This window comes from Uruburuella suis (assembly GCF_022870845.1).
Taxonomy (GTDB): Bacteria; Pseudomonadota; Gammaproteobacteria; order Burkholderiales; family Neisseriaceae; genus Neisseria; species Neisseria suis.
Genome location: NZ_CP091507.1, coordinates 381,392 through 399,396 on the forward strand (window position 1 = coordinate 381,392; position 18,005 = coordinate 399,396).

Here is an 18,005-nt window from a genome sequence, read left to right on the forward strand (position 1 = left end):
GCTTAGTAATCGATGTTTTCGAATTGGTCGGTAAAGGTGAAGGGGCCGCTTTTGCCGCCGCTTTTTTCTTCCAGATGAATTTGGCTGATCACCATGCTTTTATCCACGGCTTTGAGCATGTCGTAAATGGTGAGCAGGGCGATGTTGACGCCGGTGAGCGCTTCCATTTCCACGCCGGTTTGGCCTTCGGTGCTGGCGGTGACGCTGGCTTTAACGCGGCTCAATTCGGCATCCACTTCAAAATCCACCCGTACATGGGTGAGCGTAATCGGGTGACACAGCGGAATCAGAAAGCCGGTTTGTTTGGTGGCCTGAATGGCGGCGATGCGGGCAATGCCCAACACGTCGCCTTTTTTGGCGGAGCCTTCAATTACGGCATCGAGCGCGGGTCGGCTCATATTGATGATGCCGCTGGCACGAGCGCTGCGCACGCTGGGCGCTTTGCCGCCGATATCGACCATATGGGCTTCGAGGTTTTCGTTGAAATGGGTGAGGTTGGACATAATGGTTTTCCTGAATGTGTTGGCAACAAGCCGAAGGCCGTCTGAAAGCGGCAAATGTGCAGCTTGCGTATTTTAAAAGATTTTGCCCGCCACGCCTATGAAAACTGCATCCAAGCGGCTGTAAAATCAGCATCTTCTCTAAAATAAACTCAACTGATTGATTGTTATGTAAATTTAAATTTTATCAGTGATTATTTTAAATAATAAAAAATGAATTGCCGACTGTCGGCAATAGAAGCCGCTGAGGTAATTGTCATAATTACATGCCATTACAGCGGTAGCATGGCACCCGCAGTAATTATATAAAACACCATTCAATATCAAAAAAACAGCCTTAAAAAGCTCGACGCCACACGGAAAACGCAGGCCGCCCGCCGGCTGCATACTCTTTTTAAAATCGAACCAAGCTGTTTTATTGCCGGGCAGGCATTAACCTGAGGCCGGTATTTTAAATTATTAAAACATGAATAGATTACATCATTTTTCCCGCATGGCCGTATGCCTGGCTTTGGCATGGGCAGGTGCCGCGCCGGCGTGGGCAGACGATATCCAGGCCGAGCGCGAGCATTGGGCGGCGCATGCCCGTCAAAGCGAAGCGGCGCTGGGCGAATCGGTGGCCGCTTTGCAAAAACTCTATGCCCAAAGTGGCGATGCCAAAGTGCGCGCCGATCTGATTGCGCTGTTGGTGCGGCAGGGGCGCGCGGAAGCGGCGTTGGCCGTGTGCAGCCGCTGTGTGCCGGAAGATTACCGTGCCGATGAATTGGAAAATCTGGCCAAGGCCGCGCGCGACAAACATCAGTTTGTGCGCGCTGTGATGCTTTATCAGGCGCTGCAACAACAAGCGCCGCAGCAGAAAATCGGCTGGCTGGGCGCGGCTTTAGCCAATGTGGATGCGCACGAATATGCCGCCGCCAAATTGAGCATTGCCGCTTACCGGCAGCGCTTTGGCAACGATGAAGCCATCGGTGCGGCCGAGCAATATCTCAACGAGCAATCGAAAACCCTCGCCGAGCGCTTGGGCGAGTTGCAGCAGCAGCTCAGTGCGCAGCCGGGCAATCACGAAGTGGTGATGCAGCTTTACCGCACCGCGGGCGGCTTGCAGGCTTATCCCGTGCAAGAGGGGCTGATGGCGCAATATCCGCAGCTTTTCGGCCGCAACGACCGCTTGTGGCTCAATCATGCCGAAGCGGTTACACAATTGCGCGCCTCGAAAGAAGCGGGCAACCGCAGCGAAGGCCTTGATGCCTATCGGCGCTTGAGCGAATTGGTGAAGGAAAGTGTGCCCGGCAGCGATTTGCACACACGTGCGCTGCGCGACCGCATGCTCGCGGCGGTGACGGTGGGGCAGGGCAAGCAAGCCTTGCGCGATTATCAGCAGCTCACCGCAAAAGGCGCGGTGCAGCCTAATTATGTGGAAGATGCTTACGCACGTGCGCTGGTGATGGAAGGCAGCCCGCGCAAAGCGCTCAAGGTTTTTCAGGCGCAAGAGCAAAAGCAGCTGGCGCAAAGCGGTCGGGTGGATCCGGAGCTGGTGGAAAAGCTGGTGCAGGCGCAGGCCGATATGGGGCAGTTTGACCGCGCCCAAGCGCAGCTCAACACCTTCAGCCCCAACCGCAAGCGGCCCGATTTTACCCACACCACACAAATCAACAACCCCTATTACGAGCGCCAATATTTCTGGCAAGTGCGCCTCGATGCCTGGAACGGCAACATGAAAAACGCCATTGCGCTGATGGACAGATGGCTCGCCGAGCACCCGGGCGACCCGTGGGCGATGATTTTGCGCGGTGAATTGGCTTATTGGAACGGCCGCAACGATGAGGCCGAATATTGGTTCAACGAAGCCATGCTGTTGCTGCCGCCCGAAGGTCAAAGCTGGGCGCGCAGCAACCGCGGCAATATTCTGATGGCCAACGGCAATTGGAAAGGCGCCGCCGCCGAATTGGCCGCCTTGCCGCCGGACAATCCCGATTACGATGATTTGCGCCAACGCAACCGCGAAGCGCGCGCGGCGCAATTGAGCGTGTCGGCCGGCATCTTTCGCGCCACTTCGCCTAAAGACAGCGGCAACGAATGGCAGCACAACAGCGTGCTTTATTCGCCGCGCAGCACGGGCGGCCACCGCGCTTATGTGCGCTGGCAAAACGGCTATGTGCCCAATCACGGCGATGAATTGCGCTTCGGCCGCGTGGGCGCGGGCGGCGAACTGAGCTTTTATCCGTTTAATGTAAGCCTTGAGGCCGGCCACGGCTTGCAGCTGAACAACAAAGCCTATTTTTCGGCCGGCGCGGGCTACCGCGTCAACCAGCATTGGTCGCTCTCGGCCAATGCCGCGCTCAACAGCGCCAACACACCGGCCAAAGCGCTCAATCAAGATGTGTATGCCGATGAATACACGCTGGGCGCCAATTATGTGCACAACGCCGACACCCGCCTAGGCGCAGGCTTGGGCTGGATGGATTTCGACGACGGCAACTTGCGCCAAAGCGCTTATTTATGGGCTTCGCAAACCTTGTGGCAGCGCAACCGCTGGAAGCTTAACGGCGCTTTGTGGGCGGATTACAGCCGCAATAAAGACATTCCCGCCGCCGCTTACTACAACCCGAAAAACAGCAAAAGTGTGAGCGGCGATTTGAGCCTTTCTTATGCCCTGCCGCTCGATGGCGGCATCAGCCTCACCCAGCAGCTGGGTTTGGGCAGCGGCCGCTATTGGCAGGCCGAGCAAAATGGTGAAAACACCTGGACGCTCAAATACGGCCACGATTGGCGCTTGGGCAAACGCGTGAACCTCAGCTACGAAGCCGGCCGCAAAAAAGCCATTTACGATGGCGACGCCGAATACCAATTATTCGGCAATGTGGGCCTGAATGTGCGTTTTCAGTAATCAACCCAAAATTTGAAAAGGCCGTCTGAAAGATGAAATTAAGCAAATTATTCCTGGTAGCGCTTGTGGGCATGCTGCTGGCCGGTATGGCTCGTGCAGCCGATATCCGCACCGACGATATCCGCTTTGGCGCTTTGTGCTACCACGATGTGGTAGACGAAAGCCCGCAAGGCTTGGCGCGCGGCGAACAGGTGTTTGTCGGCGAGATGCAGCGCCAGTATTTTCCGCAAACCATCACGGTGCAAAAGCTGGTGGCGCATTTCAACTGGCTCAAAGCCAACGGCTACACGCCGGTGAGCTGGCAGCAGGTGGAAGATGCCCGCGCCGGCCGCAGCCGCCTGCCTGAAAAGCCCGTGTTGCTCACATTTGACGATGGCTACGAGAGCTTTTACCGGCTCGTGTTTCCGCTGCTCAAGGCTTACCAATATCCGGCCGTGTTTGCCGTGGTGACCGGCTGGCTCGACACGCCTTCGGGCGGCAGCATCGCCTATGGCAACCGCCAATTGCCGCGCAGCGCTTTTGTGAGCTGGGCGCAAATACGCGAAATGCAGCAAAGCGGCTTGGTGGAAATCGCCTCGCACACCGATGATTTGCACCGCAGCCTCATCGGCAACCCGTTTGGCTCGCAATTTGCCGCGGTGATGCCGGGCAATTACCGCAACGGCCGCTATGAAACCGAAGCCGAATACCGCAACCGCATCCGCACCGATTTCCGCCGCTCGGCCGATTCGATTGCGCGCAACACCGGCAAGCGCCCGCGCGTGTTGGTGTGGCCTTACGGACAGTTTAACGAAACTGCTGTGGCGATTGCCCGCGAAGAAGGCTTTGATAGCGACTTAACCCTCAACGACCGCAAAGCCAACACCGCCCAAACCCGCAATGTCGGCCGTGAGCTGATCGATCAGGAAAGCAATCTGGGCTTTATCAAGGATTATCTCGAAGCGCGCCTGTTTGACCACGGCATGGAGCGCGTGGTGCATGTGGATTTGGATTATGTTTACGACACCGATGCCCGTCAGATGGAGCGCAATTTCGACAAACTGGTAGAACGCATCGCCAACTATGGCGCCACCACCGTGTATTTGCAGGCTTATGCCGATGATGATGGCAACGGCGTGGCCGAAGCGGTGTATTTCCCCAACCGCCACATCAAAATGAAGGCCGATTTGTTCAGCCGCACCGCTTGGCAGCTGATCACCCGCGCCGGTGTGAAAGTGTATGCCTGGATGCCGATGATGGCATTTGATTTGGGTGAAGGGCATGAATATGTGGCCCACAACCAAACCGGCCGCCCCGACCCCAAGCATTATCTGCGCCTCTCGCCTTATAACGACACTAATCGGCGCAAAGTGGCTGAAATCTATCGCGATTTGGCTTTTCACAGCCGCTTCAACGGCATTTTGTTTCACGACGACGGCTTCTTAACCGATTACGAAGACCCGCGCCACGCCGTCACGCAAACGCAGGCTGCCGCCGAAGCCAAAACCGACGACCTGATTGCTTATTCAGACGGCCTCAAGCAAGCCCTGCTCGCCTACAGCTTCAACGGTGCCGACAAGCTGCAAACCGCGCGCAACGTGTATGCAAGCATTTTGACCGATGCCGAGGCGGAAAAATGGTTTGCCCAAAGCCTGCCCAAATTCACCCGCCATTACGACTACACCGCCATCATGGCCATGCCTTATATGGAACACGAAGAGCCGATTTCCCCCGCCGAAGCCAAACGCTGGCTCAAAGAGCTGGCCGGCACGGTGAAACAAAGCGGCGTGCCGTTGGAAAAAACCCTGTTTGAGCTGCAAGCGAGCAATTGGCGCACCGAAAAGCCGATACCCGATGCCGAGCTGGCCGGCTGGATGCAGCTGCTCAAGCAAGAGGGCATACGCAATTTCGGCTATTACCCCGATGATTTTTTAAACGACCGCCCGAGCATGCAAGCCCTGCGCCCGTATTTTTCATTGAGAAGATAAGCCGCATCAGGCTTTCAGACGGCCTGCCTTGATTGAGGCCGTCTGAAAAGAAGTGAGATTGGTGATGAACTTAAGCTGGTATGAATATCTGGGCGTGTTTGTGATGCTCTATCCCGGGGTGATGGCTGCTTATTGGACGATTTCGGGCATTTTGTATTTCGTGTTTTTCGAAAACCGCGCCGAAGCACCCGACTTCGATTATGCCGATGGCGTGGAGATGCCGATGGTGAGCGTGCTGATTCCCTGTTTCAACGAGGAAGACAATCTCGAAGACTCTATTCCGCACCTGCTCAGGCTCAATTATCCGAATTACGAATTGGTGTTTATCAACGACGGCAGCCGCGATACCACGCTGGAAATCATCGAAAAATGGGCGGCACGCGAGCACAAAATCGTGGCCTTGACGCAAAGCAATTCCGGCAAGGCCGCCGCCATGAACAACGGCCTCAAGCACGCCCACGGCCGCTACATCGTCGGCATCGACGGCGACGCCGTGCTTGACTACCACGCGCTCGACTACATCGTGCAAACGCTCGAAGCCAACCCCATGCTCGGCGCCGTGACCGGCAACCCGCGCGTGCGCAACCGCAGCACCGTGCTGGGCAAACTGCAAGTGGCCGAATTCAGCTCGATTATCGGCTTAATCAAGCGCTCGCAAAGCATTATGGGCACACTTTTCACCGTGTCGGGCGTGATTGTGGGGCTGCGCAAAGAAGTGATTGAAAAAGTGGGCGGCTGGAGCACCAATATGATTACCGACGATATTGATGTGAGCTGGAAAATCCAAACCGCCGGCCACAACATCGCTTACGAGCCGCGCGCGCTTTGCTGGGTGCTGATGCCCGAAACCCTGCGCGGCCTTTATAAACAGCGCCTGCGTTGGGCGCAGGGCGGCGCAGAAGTGGTTTTGAAATATTTCCGCCAGGTGTGGCGGCTGCGCAATTTCCGCCTGTGGCCGCTTTATATCGAATATCTGGTCACGCTGGTGTGGGCTTATTCGATGTTTGCCTTTATGGGCATCGGCCTGTATCAGGGCATACGCCACGGCACGTTTAACCCGCATTGGTTTGAAGTGAGTAGCATTGTGACGCTGGTGATGTTTGCGATTCAGTTTTCCGTGAGCATCGCCATCGACAACCGCTACGAAAAAGGGCTGTGGCGCTACTTTATCAGCTGCATTTGGTATCCATATGCGTTTTGGATAATCAACAGCCTCACCTTGGTGCACGGCCTGCCCAAAGCGATTTTACGCAATAAAAACAAGCTGGCCGTGTGGGTGAGCCCCGATCGCGGCGTGCAATAACACCTATATTTATTCAAACACAACACCAAACGGCCAACGTCTTACCCGTATTGCCAACCTTCGACACAGAAAGGAAACACGATGGATCAAGCCCGAGAATTACGCGATTTGATGGTGATCGACAAAGCCCGCCACCGCAACTACAAAATCAGCATCAAAAGCTGGCTGATTATGGTGATTACATGGTCGCTGTGGCTCTATGCGCTCTATCACCTCGGCGATAAATACGTTTTGCTGCTGAGCCGCCCGCTGGTGGCGGGTTGGTCGTTTTTGGATGTGCTGCAAAGCGTGAGCATTATTTTGCTGGTGCAGCTCAATTTTTTGTTTGTGTGGTCGATTATCGTGCAAAAGCGCGTGCGCACACTGCATAAAGGCTGAGTAAACAAACAGGCCGTCTGAAAGCTTTTTTGTGCTTTCAGACGGCCTTATTTTATTGTAATACCAATTCAAAAAAATAATCTTACAAAATAAAAGCAGTTCGATAGCACCAACCGCGTAGGTCGGATTCTCGAATCCGACGTTTGGCCATCGGCCAAAGCGATGTGCGTGTCTTGTTCTACGAACAAGTGTCGGATTCAAGAATCCGACCTACGGCCTTTCGTTCAAACCATCAAGGTTGCGGCGCATTCATCATGCCGTTTACCTGCTCGCTGATGCTTTGCAGATCGAGCCAGCCCATCGCGCCGAACAGCATCATCAAAAGCGAGCCGGCCAGCATCAGCACCACCAGATAAGCTGCATAGCCCAGCAACACTTTCCACATCGACTGCCCGCTCATTTTCATAAAGCCGATGGCCTGCACCCAAAAAGTCCACATCTGCCAAAAAAGCCCGAGCAGCGCCAGCACCGGTGCATAAAGCATGGCCAGCGCCGGAATAATCAAGGCTTCGCTCACCAGCACAAAGCCCCACAATGGCAGGCGCGGTGCACCGTAATATTGCAGCACTCCGCGCATCACGCGGCCGAGTATCAGCCATTTGATAAAGGTGAGCGCCACCGCAAAAGCCACCGCACCGGCGCTCTTGCCAAACAGCGGCGACATGCTGGCCGCGTTCACCAGGCCAATCAGCAGCAGCACCGCCAAAATCACCGGCGTGGTGTAGCGGTAGTCGTCGGGGGCTTTATAACGCAGGCGCAACACATCGAGCATGTCGCGTAAAAATTGATACAGCATCAGTCGGATACCAAAAATAATTGTGAAAAAAGCGGCGGTGCCGGCGAAAACGCGTATTGTAGCGGAAATCATTGAGGCCGTCTGAAACACTTTTGAAAAGTGTTTCAGACGGCCTCAATGCATGAAACGTTCAGATTGTTGTTTTTAAGCCGGGCATCAAGCCTGATCGTGCAATTGCGCCGCCTGCAAAGTGTTTTCCAGCAGCGTGGCAATCGTCATCGGCCCCACGCCGCCGGGCACGGGCGTGATCATGGCGGCGCGCTCTTTGGCGATATCGAATTCCACATCGCCGCACAGTTTGCCGTTGTCGAGCCGGTTGATGCCCACATCAATCACTACCGCGCCGGGCTTGATCCATTCGCCTTTCACAAAATTCGGAATGCCCACGCCGGCCACCACGATATCGGCGGCGGCCACTTCGGCGGCCAGGTTTTGCGTTTTGCTGTGGCAAATGGTTACCGTGGCGCGCGCCAGCAGCAATTCGAGCATTTGCGGGCGGCCGACAATATTCGATGCGCCCACCACCACCGCTTTTTTGCCCTCCACATTCACGCCGTAGGCTTCCAAGAGCGTCATCACGCCTTTGGGTGTGCAGGGGCGCATCAGCGGCATTTTTACCACCAAACGGCCGACGTTGTAAGGGTGGAAGCCGTCCACATCTTTATGCGGCAAAATGCGCTCGAGCACGGCTTGGCTGTCGATTTGTTGGGGCAGTGGCAGCTGCACCAAAATGCCGTCCACTTCCGGGTCGGCATTTAATTGATCCACCAGCGCGAGCAGCTCGGCTTCCGAGGTGTCGGCGCCCAATTCATAGGAGAGCGATTTGAAGCCCACTTTTTCGCAGGCCAGCTTTTTGTTGCGCACATAAACGGCGCTGGCCGGGTCTTCACCCACCAGCACCACCGCCAAACAAGGCGTGCGCAGGCCGGCGGCTTGGCGCGCAGCCACTTTTTCGGCCACCTGGGCCAAACGTTGCTGGGAAACTTCTTTACCGTTGATTAATTGGGCGCTCATATGAGAATGTTCTTCCTTGGCAGTCGGGTGGAAAAAGTGGATGGCGAAGCCGCGGTATTGTCGCATTTTTCGGCGGCTTTTTCATCTGTTTTGCACACAATCTGCGCCAAAAAACAAGGCCGTCTGAAAGCATAAAAGCCGGTGTGTGATAATAATGTCGATATAAAACAATAAAATAATCGGATTGATATGGTTTGCTGATAAAAGAGGGCTTGACCTTTTTGCGCCGCCTCGGTATAGTTCGCTTCTCTCGTCGGGGCGTAGCGCAGCCTGGTTAGCGCACCTGTTTTGGGAACAGGGGGTCGTGAGTTCGAATCCCACCGCCCCGACCAGGTTTAACACTCCGGCAGATTCAGTCCGACACAAGGTAGAGCGCCCGTAGCTCAACCGGATAGAGCACCCGCCTTCTAAGCGGGCGGTTACAGGTTCGATTCCTGTCGGGCGTGCCAAATAAAGTTTATTTTGCGGTGGCTATAGCTCAGTTGGTAGAGCCCCGGATTGTGATTCCGGTTGTCGTGGGTTCGAGCCCCATTAGCCACCCCAATATTGAAAAGCCCGCTTCAATCGAAGCGGGCTTTTTTTCCCGTTTGCCTTTCATGGGTATTTATAAAGCATAAAAAGCAACATAAAATGATAAGCTTGCCCGAGGCCGTCTGAATTCAGACGGCCTCAATTGTATAAACACCCGCCCTTCGGTATCATGCCGCCATGCCCTTTATTTGAAAGCTTTTATCATGCAATCTTGGCCGCTGCCCGATTTCGAACACAAAATCTGCCCGCCCGAAAACCTGCCCGAGCGCTTGGCCGCTTTGCCGCGCCCGCTGGTGTTTACCAATGGCTGCTTCGATATTCTGCACCGCGGCCATGTTACCTATCTGGCGCAGGCGCGCGCCACCGGCGCGGCCATGATTTTGGCGCTCAACACCGATGCTTCCGTGCGCCGCCAAGGCAAAGGGGATGATCGGCCGATTAATCCGCTCGCCAACCGCGCCGCCGTGGCCGCTGCGCTGGCGAGTGTGGACATCGTTACCTGGTTTGACAGCGACACGCCCGCCGTGCTGATTGAAGCGGTGCAGCCCGATATTTTGGTGAAAGGCGGCGATTGGGCGCCGCAAAATATCGTGGGCGCTGCCGAAACGCTGGCACGCGGCGGCCAGGTGTATTCCATTCCGTTTTTGCACCAAACGTCCACCACGCAAACGCTGGCGAAAATCCGCGCGGCAGAAGGCAAAAAATGAGCGCCTTGCAGCCGCGCCATTGGCAGCTTTTGGCCGCGCTGGCCGACGGCGCGCCGCAGCATGTGTTTGCCCTGAGCAAGATGCTCGGCCTGAAGCCGCAGCAAATCAACGGCTTGTGGCAGCAGATGCCGCCGCACATCCGCGGCCTTTTGCGCCAACACGACGGCCAATGGCGGCTGGTGCGGCCTTTGGCGGTGTTTGATGAAGTGCGGGTGCAACAAATCGCCGCCGCGCACGGCTTTCAGACGGCCTTGTTGAATGAATGCCCCTCCAGCAACGATTGCGTGCTGGAAAAGGCCAAACAATCGCCGCAAGCCGCCCACCGTGCGCTGGTGGTGGCGCACCAGCAAAGCCGCGGCCGCGGGCGGCAGGGCAAAAGCTGGCAAAACCGCTTGGGCGAATGCCTGATGTTTAGCTTGGGCTGGGCTTTTGAGCGGGCGCAGCACGAATTGGGCGCGCTGGCATTGGTGGCGGCGCTTGCCTGCCGGCAGGCTTTGCACAAGCTGGGCGTGCAGGCGCAAATCAAGTGGCCGAATGATTTGGTGATGGGCGCGGATAAATTGGGCGGCATTTTGATTGAAACCGTGCGCAGCGGCGGCCGCAGCGTGGCGGTGATCGGCATCGGCATCAATTTTGTGCTGCCCAAAGAAGTGGCGCAGGCCGCTTCGGTGCAGGCGGCGCTGTCGGCTGAGCGCAAAGCCGGCGTGAGCGCCGAAGCCTTGCTCGATGCCTTGCTGGCCGAGTTGGCGGCCTTGCTGCCCGTGTTTGACACGCAAGGTTTTGCGCCCATGTTGGCAGACTATCAGGCGGCCAACCGCGATCAGGGCCGGCCGGTGCGCTTGTTGCAGCACGGGCAAACCGTGCACGAAGGCGTGGTGGCCGGCGTCACCGAAGTGGGTGCTTTGAGGTTGCTCACCGAAGAAGGCGAGCGCATCGTGGTGAGTGGCGAAATCAGCCTACGCCTGCCCGAAGCAGCCGCGCCAGCACCGAATGCGCCCGAGGGTTATTTGCTCTTAGATGGCGGCAACAGCCAGCTCAAATGGGCATGGGTGCACGGCGGCCAAATCGGTGAAATCGGCCGTGCGCCTTATCGCGATTTGGGCAAATTGGGTGAAGAATGGCGTGCGCGTTCAGACGGCATCAGCCGAATCATCGGCAGCGCCGTGTGCGGCGAAGCCAAAAAAGCCTTGGTGGCGGCGCAATTGCCGCAGCCGATTGAGTGGTTGGCCTCCATGCCGCAAGGCTTGGGCATACGCAACCACTACCGCAACCCGGCCGAGCATGGTGCCGACCGCTGGTTTAATGCCTTGGGCGCGCGCCGTTTCAGCAGCCATGCCTGCGTGGTGGTGAGCTGCGGCACGGCGGTGACCATTGATGCGCTCACTGAAGACAATCACTATCTGGGCGGCACCATTATGCCCGGCTTTCACTTGATGAAAGAGGCGATGGCGCAGAAAACCGCCAACCTCAACCGCCCGATCGGGCGCGTGTATCCTTTTCCCACCACCACCGCTAATGCGCTGGCCAGCGGCATGATGGATGCGGTGTGCGGCTCGATTTTGCTGATGCATGCGCGTTTGCAGGAAAAGGCGGGTGCAGGGCGGCAGGTGGATGTGGTGCTCACCGGCGGCGGCGCGGCGAAAGTGGCGCAGGCCTTGCCATCAGCATTTACTTTGGACAATACCGTGAAAATTGTTGATAATCTCGTGATTTACGGTTTACTCAACTGGGTAGAAAAACGATGAAATGGCTCTTTGCCTTTTTAGTGGCGCTGAATATTATTGTGTTTGCGGGCATGGTGGCCGGACGTGTGGCCGAGCGCCAAAAGGAAGCGCTTGCGCCCGCCGTGCCGATGGCATCTGGCACGCAGGAATTGGGGCTGCCCTCATCGGTGCAGCGCCCGAGCGTTGCCGCCGGTGCGGCTTCAGCGCCCGGCTGGGTGCATGGTGCGGATGAAATGCCGGCCTCTGCCGTGGCGGTTGTCGATGAAGCAGCCGAGCGCGCCCGCGAGCAGGAAAACAAAGAAAAAGAGCGCAAAGCGCGCGAAGAAAAAGCCCGTCGCGAGCAGCTGGCGCAGGAAAAAGCGCAGCAAGATGCACCTTCGCCGCCGGCGCAATGCCGCCCCACAGCCAGCATCACGCTGGATGAAGACGATTATCACCGCATCAAAGGCCTGCTTGCCCAATGGCCGCATGCGGCCACCCGCACCGTGGAGCAGCGCCGCAGCGCGCCCGCCAAGCCTGCCGCGGCAAGCAAAAGCTACCGCGTGCTATTGCCGAGCGGCGGCGATGCCATGGCACAGCTGGGTGAGTTGTCGGATAAAGGCTTTGGCGGCACTTTGCATCAGGGCGAAATCAGCGTGGGCGTGGTGGGCAGCAAATCGGCCGCGCAAGTGCTGGTGTCGCGCTTGGCCACAGCCGGCTTCAGCGGCGCGTATGTGGCCGAGCAGCAAGAGAGCGCCAAAGCCGCACCTGCCGACAACAGCTTGGGCGTGTCGCGGATGCAGGTGTTGTTTATGTCGGTGGACGACAAAGCCGCCAAAGGCATTCAAGCCGTGGTGGGCGGCTATGGCAAGCTGAACCGCACCGAGTGCAAATAATCGGTGCGCAAACCATGCAACCCCGGCTGCCGATTGTGTTTTAGCGCCGGATGCAGCAAGCGCGTGACGGTTATAAGCGTATGAATGGCGCAATGGAAATGCCGTTATAAAATCAAACAGGCCGTCTGAAACTTTAAAGTTTCAGACGGCCTGTTTGATTTGTAAAAAAGCCCAGCCCCCAAATAATGCCGGTTAAAGTCAATCAGCCATTGCCACATTGCGGCATAAGGGACAAAAAAGGTGCTAAAAATTGCTGAAAGTCTTACGCTATAAGGATTTCAAGGATTCAAAGGTTTTGAATACAAAAAATGCCCTTTTTGCCACTCAAATAAAGTCAAAAAAGATGGTAAACAAAATAATCGGCAGCGTTATAAATGTCACGTTTGTGACAAGCGTTTTAGCGGCGGTTCGCGTCTCAATCCTGACGAATTATGGCAGCGCTACTCAAGGGGCAAGCAGACGGTCGGGCAGCTCGCAGAGCACTTCCATTGCAGCCGTAAAACCATCAGCCGCCATTTGGGCAAAGTAGTCACCAAACATGAATTTGCAACACCGCAAACCGTTAACCTGATTATGGACACCACCTATTTCGGCAGGCGTTTCGGCGTCATGGTTTTGCATGACGGCATCAGTGGGCAGGCTTTGTCTGTTGATGAAGTCAAATCTGAAACCAACGCATTATATTTTGAGGCCGTCTGCAAAATAAGGGAAAAAGGCATAAATATACAAAGTATTACCTGTGATGGCAAAAAAGGGTTGATGCAGATGTTTGCCGATATTCCCGTGCAGCTGTGCCACTTCCATCAGGTCAAAACGGTGAACCGCTACCTGACCCGAAAGCCGAAAACGGTAGCGGCGCAAGACTTGCGCGAGCTCGTGCTTACCCTGAAAAGCAGCAGCCGGCACCAGTTTGAAAGCGCATTGAACGACTGGTTTGAACAACATAAAAGCTTCTTGAATGAGCGTAGCATTCATCCGGAAACAGGCAAGTCACACTACACGCACAAGAGGCTTCGCAGTGCCTACAACAGCCTGAAACGGAACTTGGATTATCTGTTTGCCTTTGAGCGGTTTGCTGAATTGGACATTCCCAAAACCACCAATTTTCTGGAAGGCCGTTTTGGGGATATGAAGCAGAAACTGCGCTGTCACTAGGGCATGAGAAAAGAGAATAAGATAAGGTTTATTAAGGATTATTTTTCTCGGAAAAACCTTAACAGCACCTAAAATGTCCCTTAGGAAGATGTTTCTTCAAAAGAGCACCTTTTTTGTCCCTTACGCCCACATTGCACTTGAAATCCAAAAAACAAGGCCGTCTGAAAACCTTTCAGACGGCCTTGTTTTTATATGTCAACGATATTGGCGCGGTTTGAATTCGGTTTCCGGTTTGCTGTCTTTGCGCACCGCCAGCGGTTGGTTTTTGCCGGCCAAAAGCTTGAGTTGCCAGATTTTTTCGCGCATCAACGGCAGCCATTCGCAGCCATAGAGTGTGTTGACGATGCGTTTGCTGCCCAAAAGCGCATCGGGCGAATGCTCCGCCCATTCTTCGGCCAGCGCCAGCGCGGCATTGGGCGGGGCGGCATCCAAGCGGGCGGCGAAGCCGTGGGCGATGGCGGTTTGGCCGTCAAACAGGCGGGCGCTGTAGGTGAGGTCGGCCAAAATATCGCTGCGGATGCGCCCGCGCGCGCTCACGCTGATGCCCATGTCGGGCACAATGCCCCAATGCGCTTCGCGTATGGCCCAATGGCTCTCGGGTGTGGCGATGCAGTAATCGGCGGCCAGCGCCAATTGCAGGCCGGCGCCGAGGCAGTGGCCTTCCACGGCGGCAATCACCGGCACGGGCAGGTCGCGCCAGGCCAGTGCGGCGTTTTGAAACAGGCTGCGACAGGGTTTGGCCAGCTCCCACAATACGGTTTGGCGGTTGGCCGGGTTTTTCAGATCGGCCAAGTCGATGCCGGCGCAAAAAGTGTGGCCGCTGCCTTGCAACACCACGGCGCGCAGGCTTCGGTCTTGCTTGAGCTGCCGCGCTGCCTGCACGAGCTCGCGCATCATCTCAAAGCTCATGGCGTTTTTCTTGTCGGGGCGCGTCAGCTGCACAATGGCGGTGCCGCCGCGCCGTTCGATACTCAGGGTGTTCATTTTGATTCTCCTTGTTTTATTCTTCTTCGTTTCGTTTGTGGGATAAGGTTAGCGCTTCTGTTTTTTTTGTTCAATGCCGGCAAAAGAGTGTATACACTAATCCTAGGGTCTGTTCACAATTACTTGTCATAAAGGTAGCCACATCACAATGCATCCCAATAAAACCGTGCTGTGGAAGTTGCGCTTTAGCTTATCGTAGCGGCTGGCAATCGCTCGGAAATGTTTCAGACGACAAAAAGTATTCTCCACCAAGTGCCTGATTTTATAAAGATACCAGTCCATGTCTTTATTTTTCTCTTCCCTGTCTTTTCTATAGGGAATATTGGCTTTCGCGCCACTTTCCTCTATCTGTTCCCTGAGTCGGTCTGAATCATAGCCCTTATCCGCATTCACAAGCTCAGTTCCGGCAAGATCGATGTTATCAAGCAATTCCGGCGCAACGCTGATATCGTTGATATTGCCCGCAGTAATGATAATCTCAACCGGATTGCCTGAGACGTCTACCGCCAGATGAATCTTGCTGGTCATCCCGCCCCGGCTCATACCGATTGCGTGTTCCTCTTCTTCGCTGAGCCATGAGGCGCCGGCTGAATGTTGATGCGCCCGAACATAGCTGCCATCTATGGCTACCCATTCCAAATCACAGTCTTGGCTGAGCTTTTTTAAGGCTTCGGCAAAAATACCTTTTGCCGACCAACGGTTATAAGCCGTGTAAACGGTATGGTGTTTGCCGAAATACTCGGGCAGATCGCGCCAAGGGATGCCGGTTCTGACTCTGTATAGGATGCCTTCGAAAATCAGGCGTAGATTGGGTTTGCAATAAACACCCAAATCACGCAGAATGGGCAACAGCTTCGTCCAGTATTCATCTTTGAGTAGTGTGCGGGGCATGGCAGGTGTATTAGGGTTGTGTGAGAGCTCCCTTTTTACACCTGCTTTCCTTTTTATTCAATGTTATGACAAGTAATTGTGAACAGACCCTAGGGTCTGTTCACATTTCATCACGCGGCAATCTTTTGGCTCAAAAACGCGCCTGCTGCGTTGAAAATGCTCGCAAGGTGTTCAACCTTGCTGTGCTTTTCGCCTTGCAGCCACGCTTTTGCGCTCAAAATCTTACTCGCGGATGAATTGTGAACAGACCCTAAGAAATGCCCAGGCCGTCTGAAAGGGCTTTTGTGCGCCGGCGGCCGGATTATTCCGTGCGCACAAACGCGATATGTTATGATGCGCTTCATTTGACAACACCATTTTCGAGGGTAAAGAAATGTCTTGGTCTGCTACCGACAGTGCAGCTTTATACGGTATCCGCCATTGGGGCGACCGCTATTTTTCTGTGAGCGACGACGGTCATGTTGTGGTGAAACCCAACGACAACAGCGAGGTAACTGTGGATTTATACGGGCTCGTGGCCGAGTTGAACGAGCGCGGCCAAGATCTGCCGATGCTGTTTCGCTTTCCCGATATTCTGCAAGACCGTGTGGCGCGTTTGTGCGCCGCGTTTAACCGCTCTATCCGCAAAAACGATTATCAGGGGCGCTACACGGCGATTTACCCGATTAAGGTCAACCAGCAGGAATCGGTGGTGAAAAACATCATCGTGCCGAAAAACGATGAGGTTTCCATCGGGCTGGAAGCCGGCTCCAAGCCGGAATTGATGATTGTGCTGGCGTTTGCGCCCAAAGGCGGCACCATTGTGTGCAACGGCTATAAAGACCGCGAATTCATCCGCCTCGCCCTGATGGGGCAGCGCTTGGGGCACCAAGTGTTTATCGTGATTGAAAAAGAATCGGAAGTGGATTTGGTGATTGAAGAATCGGCCAATCTGGGCGTGAAAGCCAATATCGGCCTGCGCGTGCGCCTCTCTTCGCTCGCTTCGAGCAAGTGGGCCGACACCGGCGGCGACAAAGGCAAATTCGGCCTTTCCGCCGCGCAGCTGATTTCAGCCGCCGAAAAGCTCACCGCCGCAGGCTTGGCCGACACGGTGAAGCTGATGCATTTTCACATGGGCTCGCAAATTTCCAATATTTCCGATTACCGTTTGGGCTTTAAAGAGGCGGTGCGCTATTTTGCCGAGCTGCGCGAATTGGGGCTGCCGATTGAATATGTAGACGTGGGCGGCGGCTTGGGCGTGGATTACGACGGCACCCACTCGCGCAATGAAAGCTCGATTAATTACGATATCGGCGAATATTCACATGTGATTGTGTCGATGCTGGCCGAATATTGCAATGAACACAATGTGCCGCATCCGGGTATTTTCTCGGAATCCGGCCGCGCCATGACGGCGCATCATGCCGTGCTGGTGATGAATGTAACCGATGTCGAGCGTCTGCCCGATCAAGTGCCTGAAATCACCGACGAAGAAGATTTGTCGTTTGCCACCCAAAAGCTGATTGCCAAGCTGCACGATGCCGATGATCGTGAAATGGTGACCGAAACCTATTACCGCATCGGCCATTACCTCACCGAAGTGATCGGCCTCTATCTCGAGGGCAAAGTGTCGCTGCGTGAAAAAGCGCTGGCCGAGCAGCTGCACGCCGTGCTCTGCCACCGCCTGAAAAGCCAGCTGCAAGCCGGCCAGCGCTCGCAGCGACAGGTGTTTGACGCGCTCACCGATAAATTGGCCGATAAATATTTCTGCAATTTTTCCGTGTTTCAAAGCCTGCCCGACACCTGGGCCATCGGCCAAGTGCTGCCGATTATGCCGATACACCGCCTGAACGAAAAGCCCGGCCGCCGCGCCGTGCTGCAAGATCTCACCTGCGATTCAGACGGCAAAGTGCGCCAATATGTGGACCAGCAAAGCATCGAAACCAGCATGCCGATTCACGAGCCGCGCGCAGGCGAGCCTTACCTTTTGGGCGTGTTTATGGTGGGCGCGTATCAGGAGATTTTGGGCGACATGCACAACCTTTTCGGCGACACCGATTCGGTGAATGTGTATGTGCGCGACGACGGGCGTGTGGAATACGGCGGCATGGAAGAGCACGACACCATTGAAGACATGCTGCGCTATGTGCACTTATCGCCCGAAGAAGTGCTCAATAAATTTGAAGAAAAATCGCGTTGGGCCCGGCTTGGCAAGGCCGAACACAACCTTTATTTTGCCGAATTCTGCCGCGGCCTCAAGCAAAGCTCGTATTTGAGCCTGGAAGCACATGAGCATGAATAAGCCTGCCGATAA

General features: G+C 55.4%; 13 protein-coding genes, 3 tRNA genes and 1 pseudogene. 12 read left to right on the forward strand and 5 right to left on the reverse strand.

Annotation, left to right across the window (positions count from 1 at the left end; translation table 11 throughout):
- Positions 1-2: 2 nt before the first annotated feature.
- Positions 3-503: a cyclic pyranopterin monophosphate synthase MoaC gene (moaC, locus tag LVJ78_RS01680; protein WP_132954286.1), complete on the reverse strand. Its 501-nt coding sequence runs from the start codon at positions 501-503 to the stop codon at positions 3-5.
- A 490-nt stretch (positions 504-993) separates the two neighbouring features.
- Here moaC and pgaA point away from each other — a divergent pair, with 490 nt between their 5' ends.
- The 4 genes from pgaA to LVJ78_RS01700 all read left to right on the forward strand — a co-directional run bounded on the left by pgaA (position 994) and on the right by LVJ78_RS01700 (position 7,035).
- Entirely contained in the window at positions 994-3,387 is a 2,394-nt protein-coding gene (gene pgaA, locus LVJ78_RS01685; protein ID WP_165870928.1) for a poly-beta-1,6 N-acetyl-D-glucosamine export porin PgaA, read from the forward strand.
- Between the two features lie 32 nt (positions 3,388-3,419).
- On the forward strand, positions 3,420-5,354 hold the full coding sequence (pgaB, locus tag LVJ78_RS01690) for a poly-beta-1,6-N-acetyl-D-glucosamine N-deacetylase PgaB (RefSeq protein WP_132954288.1): 1,935 nt from the start codon (positions 3,420-3,422) through the stop codon (positions 5,352-5,354).
- A gap of 64 nt (positions 5,355-5,418) precedes the next feature.
- The gene (gene pgaC, locus LVJ78_RS01695) at positions 5,419-6,657 is read left to right on the forward strand and encodes a poly-beta-1,6-N-acetyl-D-glucosamine synthase (protein WP_132954289.1); all 1,239 of its coding nucleotides are present in this window, start codon (positions 5,419-5,421) and stop codon (positions 6,655-6,657) included.
- Positions 6,658-6,738: 81 nt separating this feature from the next.
- Complete coding sequence (locus LVJ78_RS01700) at positions 6,739-7,035, forward strand: hypothetical protein (RefSeq protein ID WP_132954290.1); 297 nt, start codon at positions 6,739-6,741, stop codon at positions 7,033-7,035.
- Between the two features lie 232 nt (positions 7,036-7,267).
- Here the strand turns inward: LVJ78_RS01700 and LVJ78_RS01705 are convergent, their stop codons facing one another.
- Positions 7,268-7,831 carry a hypothetical protein gene (locus LVJ78_RS01705; protein WP_132954291.1) on the reverse strand — a complete coding sequence of 188 codons (564 nt, stop codon included), beginning with the start codon at positions 7,829-7,831 and terminating at the stop codon, positions 7,268-7,270.
- A 156-nt stretch (positions 7,832-7,987) separates the two neighbouring features.
- Positions 7,988-8,845, reverse strand: a complete 858-nt coding sequence (gene folD, locus LVJ78_RS01710) for a bifunctional methylenetetrahydrofolate dehydrogenase/methenyltetrahydrofolate cyclohydrolase FolD (RefSeq protein WP_132954292.1) — start codon at positions 8,843-8,845, stop codon at positions 7,988-7,990.
- A gap of 254 nt (positions 8,846-9,099) precedes the next feature.
- Here folD and LVJ78_RS01715 point away from each other — a divergent pair.
- From LVJ78_RS01715 to LVJ78_RS01750, 7 genes and pseudogenes are all read left to right on the forward strand, one after another.
- Positions 9,100-9,177: transfer RNA gene (locus LVJ78_RS01715), tRNA-Pro, on the forward strand.
- Positions 9,178-9,217: 40 nt separating this feature from the next.
- Positions 9,218-9,294: transfer RNA gene (locus tag LVJ78_RS01720), tRNA-Arg, on the forward strand.
- A gap of 18 nt (positions 9,295-9,312) precedes the next feature.
- Positions 9,313-9,388: transfer RNA gene (locus tag LVJ78_RS01725), tRNA-His, on the forward strand.
- A 191-nt stretch (positions 9,389-9,579) separates the two neighbouring features.
- Complete coding sequence (locus tag LVJ78_RS01730) at positions 9,580-10,083, forward strand: adenylyltransferase/cytidyltransferase family protein (protein WP_165870929.1); 504 nt, start codon at positions 9,580-9,582, stop codon at positions 10,081-10,083.
- Positions 10,080-11,828, forward strand: a complete 1,749-nt coding sequence (locus tag LVJ78_RS01735; RefSeq protein ID WP_132954293.1) for a bifunctional biotin--[acetyl-CoA-carboxylase] ligase/type III pantothenate kinase — start codon at positions 10,080-10,082, stop codon at positions 11,826-11,828. Before LVJ78_RS01730 ends, LVJ78_RS01735 begins: the two co-directional genes overlap by 4 nt.
- Positions 11,825-12,682 (forward strand): hypothetical protein, encoded by an 858-nt coding sequence (locus tag LVJ78_RS01740; protein WP_132954294.1) that lies wholly within the window; start codon positions 11,825-11,827, stop codon positions 12,680-12,682. Before LVJ78_RS01735 ends, LVJ78_RS01740 begins: the two co-directional genes overlap by 4 nt.
- A 318-nt stretch (positions 12,683-13,000) precedes the next feature.
- Positions 13,001-13,837: pseudogene (locus LVJ78_RS01750) on the forward strand (IS256 family transposase, variant Zn-binding type); the annotation flags it as partial.
- A 195-nt stretch (positions 13,838-14,032) separates the two neighbouring features.
- Here LVJ78_RS01750 and LVJ78_RS01755 read toward each other — a convergent pair.
- Positions 14,033-14,821: a crotonase/enoyl-CoA hydratase family protein gene (locus LVJ78_RS01755; RefSeq protein WP_132954950.1), complete on the reverse strand. Its 789-nt coding sequence runs from the start codon at positions 14,819-14,821 to the stop codon at positions 14,033-14,035.
- Between the two features lie 126 nt (positions 14,822-14,947).
- Positions 14,948-15,712, reverse strand: coding sequence for an IS5 family transposase (locus LVJ78_RS01760; protein ID WP_244802560.1), 765 nt, complete (start codon positions 15,710-15,712; stop codon positions 14,948-14,950).
- 373 nt (positions 15,713-16,085) lie between these two features.
- On the opposite strand from LVJ78_RS01760, the gene speA reads away from it, so the two are divergent.
- Entirely contained in the window at positions 16,086-17,993 is a 1,908-nt protein-coding gene (gene speA, locus LVJ78_RS01765; protein ID WP_132954207.1) for an arginine decarboxylase, read from the forward strand.
- Positions 17,994-18,005: the final 12 nt, after the last annotated feature.